This window comes from Pyrinomonas sp., assembly GCF_040289685.1.
Lineage (GTDB): Bacteria > Acidobacteriota > Blastocatellia > Pyrinomonadales > Pyrinomonadaceae > Pyrinomonas.
The window spans coordinates 18,929-22,816 of record NZ_PSLQ01000059.1; the positions used below are offsets into that span (position 1 = coordinate 18,929).

Here is a 3,888-nt window from a genome sequence, read left to right on the forward strand (position 1 = left end):
TCAGGTTTGCGGTTTGTGATGTTGCCTTTCGCGGCGATCGCCCTCAAAGTCAACGATGTGCCAAGGCGATCCGGGGCTGCGGTTGGCGAGCGAGCGCAGTGGCGGTGAGAAGCCTCTAACTCAATGGCCGTTTTGATGAGGTGGCTTCTCACCGTCGGTCCAGCGCATTGAGAGATTGGTGGGCGCGCTATCGAAGCGCGCTCGCACAAACCCAATGGCGTTGAACTAAAGAGGAAAGGAGGAAGCTGATGAAAGATTGGATCGTTTTCGACACGCTCTCCGTCAAGACTCTTTTAGGCGCAACGGCTAACTTTTGGTTGACGATGTTGGTGCTGATCTCTTTGCAGGGGCATCGGTGGCTGAAGCGTTACGTTATCGTTACGTTTATCCTTTACTGGATCATTACGATGATCACTTCCGATCTGCTCGGCGACCGAATTTTCGTCACGCTCTTACTTGCGACCGCGCTTATCTTCAGCTTTGTCAGGTGCAGGGCGCGGAGCTAGATTCGATCTCCTCTGGAATCTTTGTGAACGGCGAGCTAAACATTCATGAGTGTGTATTCCATGTATCTCTCACGCTGCGCCTTGGCGTGGCACAGGGGAGTAGTGGCCGGGTGGCGCGGCCCGTGGTTTTGTCGCGTCCAGCTGGGATTGCATACGGTCCACGCGCCCGAAGCGCAAGAACCTGCGCGCATCCTAAAGGATGCCCCCGAATGAATTCGTGGGAGGACGTCACACGTTGATCTTCACGCGATAAGATCGGCCCACGGATTGAATTGAGAAGCTTGAAGAGCTAATAGCTAAAGGTAGATTGAGCAAGGGGGCGCAAAATCGCCCACTTGCGGTGCGTGAATTCGCGCATGTTGGGTTGATCATGCGTTTTGCGGTCGGGTTGAAACGTGGCTTTGCGAGCTGGCATGCTCTTTGCCCTTCTATGCGAGAGGGACGGGCGCCGAATCGTGAGGCAATCGAAAGTCCCTCTTGGGAAGTGAACGCGCGGCGTTTTATCGAGATGAGAGTTCGGCGAGAAGGAGGAGAGAGGGGAAAATGGATGCGGAAGTCATCCACCGGCTTCATTTCGCTTTCACCGTCACCTACCACTATCTTTTCCCGCAATTGACGATGGGGCTTGCGCCGCTGATCGTCATCCTCAAATCGCTTGCCTTGTGGCGGGGCGATGAGCGATACAATCACGCCGCTCGCTTCTGGATGCGTATCTTCGCCATAAACTTTCTGTTCGGCGTTATCACCGGCATCCCGATGGAGTTTCAGTTTGGCACGAATTGGGCCGAGTTCGCTCACTACTCCGGCGGGGTGATCGCCACGACGCTCGCCATGGAAGGGGTTTTCGCCTTCTTCCTCGAATCATCTTTTCTCGGTCTCTTTCTTTTCGGCGAACGGCGTCTCGGCCCGCGCTGGCACTGGGTCGCCGCCTTCATGGTCTTTCTCGGCTCGTGGCTCTCCGGATATTTCATCATCGTCACGAACGCGTGGATGCAGCATCCGGTTGGATACGAGATCAGTCCCGATGGTGTGGCGCAGCTGACGAGCTTCTGGGCGCTTTTGACTAACCCTTGGGCGATCTGGCAATACCTACACAACATGAACGGCGCGGTGATCACCGCAGCTTTCGTCATGGCAGCGGTGGGCGCTTTTTATCTGCTCGCGCACAAGCAAGAGGAGTATGGGCGGCTATTTCTGAAGACGGGCGTGATCGCGGCGCTCGTCTGCACGCTGTTGCAACTTTACCCGCTCGGCGACGCGCAAGGAAGGATGGTTGCGCGCCATCAACCGGCGACGCTAGCGGCGATGGAAGGGCTGTTTCGCACAGAAGCGGGTGCGCCCATCGTCATCATCGGGCAGCCGGATGTCGAAAAGGAACGGCTCGATAATCCGATCACAGTGCCGAAGATGTTGAGCTTTCTCACTTATCGTCGGTGGGAAGCGGAAGTTAAAGGTCTCGATGCTTTCCCGCGTGATCAGTGGCCCGATAACATTCCGTTGCTTTACTACAGCTATCACATCATGGTCGGGCTGGGGACGATCTTCATCGCCATCGCGGTTGTCGCCGCGTTCCTCTTATGGCGAAAGAGGCTTTACGACGCGCGCTGGATGCTCTGGATCTTGATGCTCAGCTTCCCCTTCCCTTACATCGCCAACACCGCCGGATGGATGACCGCCGAACTTGGGCGTCAACCGTGGCTCGTTTACGGGCTGATGCGCACGTCCGAAGGCTACTCGCCGACCGTTTCGGCGGGCAACGGGATGTTCACGCTGATCGGTTTCATGGGGATGTACTTGGCGCTTGGGATACTCTTCCTCTTCTTGATCTGGCGCGAGATTGAACACGGGCCGAAGTTCCTCTCTGTTGAACCGAGCGCGATTCCGCCGAGCGCGAAGATCTTGCCCGAAACGGGCGATTGAAAGTTTGAGATGACTCGTCGTGTAAGTTCTGACCGGATCCAATGGCGGTGTCGGGCGGTTGAGGGGCTCAGATGAGGTGAACAACTCGTTGGCGGACGATGCTCTATCCAGCGTTCCCGGCCCGTCCGTGCGCGTTCGAGGTGATGTGAATGGCTCGCCAATGGATCGGGAAGAAAGGGGGCAGCTAGATGGAGGCGTTGTGAACGTTTAGCGCAAATAGCGTCCATCCTGCAATCGCGTTCAAGGAGAGGTTACATGGAGACGTTATGGTTCATCCTCGTCGCGTTGATGTTGATCGCTTACGTCGTGCTCGATGGTTTCGATCTCGGCGCCGGGATCATACATCTTCTGGTCGCCAAAGACGAAGCTGAACGTCGGTTGATCTTGCGCAGCATTGGTCCGGTTTGGGATGGGAACGAGGTTTGGTTGATCGCCGCTGGCGGCGCGCTCTATTTCGCTTTCCCCTTGCTTTACGCATCGAGCTTCAGCGGTTTCTACTTGCCGTTGATGATCGTCCTCTGGCTTTTGATGTTGCGCGGCATTGGGATCGAACTTCGTTCGCACGTTGATAGCCCGCTGTGGCGCGAGTTCTTTGATTTCGTCTTCAGCGCGTCGAGCTTGTTGCTGGCGATCTTCTTCGGGGCGGCGATCGGCAATGTCGTTCGCGGCGTTCCGCTCGATGAGCGCGGCTTCTTCTTCGCACCCCTGTGGACCGATTTCAAGGTCGGGCCACAGCCCGGCATCCTCGATTGGTACACGGTGCTTACGGGACTAATGGCCTTCGCTACGCTCGCCGTGCACGGCGCGCACTGGATCGCCTACAAAACCGAAGGCTCGCTCAACGAACGCGCGCGGCGCGCAGCCGCCAGAGGCTGGTATCTGATCGTCGCGTTCACCATCTTGAGTCTCGTTGCGACGCTCAGCGTGCGCCCGCAGGTCCTCGATAACTTCCGCGCGCACTGGTGGGGATGGCTGATCCCATTAGCGGTTATCGCTTCCGTCGTCGGGATGCGTCGCTATCAGCGACGCGGGCATGATCTTGCCGCTTTTCTCTTCTCGACGCTCTACATCGCCGCGATGCTCGGCGGGGCGGCTTTCGCCATGTACCCGTACTTGCTTCCAGCGACCACCGATCCAGCGCGTAGCTTGACGATCTTCAACGCGCAGAGCGGGTCGTATGGCCTACGCGTCGGTTTCATCTGGTGGTTCATCGGGATGGCGCTCGCCGTCGGTTACTTCATCTTTCTCTACCGTTTTTTCCGCGGCAAAGTCTCGCTTGAAGAACGAGAAGGTTACTGAGACTTCTGAGCGCATCCTCTTTGAGAAGGGCAACGAAGGACAGGACACGCGGCATTTGTAATGCCACGTAAGGGCGCGACAATCAGCATAGTGCCACGCGAAGAATCAAAGGACGGCGCGGCGCGTTCAGCCCCGCTATCAAGCCTGAATTCAGACGGTATAA

At 57.0% G+C, this 3,888-nt stretch carries 3 protein-coding genes; all 3 read left to right on the top strand.

The genetic code is table 11. From position 1 onward, the window contains the following. The first annotated feature begins 248 nt into the window (after positions 1-248). The 3 genes from C4334_RS11895 to cydB all read left to right on the top strand — a co-directional run bounded on the left by C4334_RS11895 (position 249) and on the right by cydB (position 3,725). On the top strand, positions 249-506 hold the full coding sequence (locus C4334_RS11895; RefSeq protein WP_352432309.1) for a hypothetical protein: 258 nt from the start codon (positions 249-251) through the stop codon (positions 504-506). A 543-nt stretch (positions 507-1,049) separates the two neighbouring features. Further along, positions 1,050-2,426 (top strand): cytochrome ubiquinol oxidase subunit I, encoded by a 1,377-nt coding sequence (locus tag C4334_RS11900; RefSeq protein ID WP_352432310.1) that lies wholly within the window; start codon positions 1,050-1,052, stop codon positions 2,424-2,426. A 255-nt stretch (positions 2,427-2,681) separates the two neighbouring features. Next, positions 2,682-3,725 carry a cytochrome d ubiquinol oxidase subunit II gene (gene cydB, locus C4334_RS11905; RefSeq protein WP_352432311.1) on the top strand — a complete coding sequence of 348 codons (1,044 nt, stop codon included), beginning with the start codon at positions 2,682-2,684 and terminating at the stop codon, positions 3,723-3,725. The last annotated feature ends 163 nt before the right edge of the window (positions 3,726-3,888 follow it).

What these genes read in the sequence shown, in the direction of transcription:
- C4334_RS11895 (WP_352432309.1), top strand. Translation starts at nt 249, where the DNA reads ATGAAAGATTGGATCGTTTTCGACACGCTCTCCGTCAAGACTCTTTTA.
- C4334_RS11900 (WP_352432310.1), top strand. Translation starts at nt 1,050, where the DNA reads ATGGATGCGGAAGTCATCCACCGGCTTCATTTCGCTTTCACCGTCACC.
- cydB (WP_352432311.1), top strand. Translation starts at nt 2,682, where the DNA reads ATGGAGACGTTATGGTTCATCCTCGTCGCGTTGATGTTGATCGCTTAC.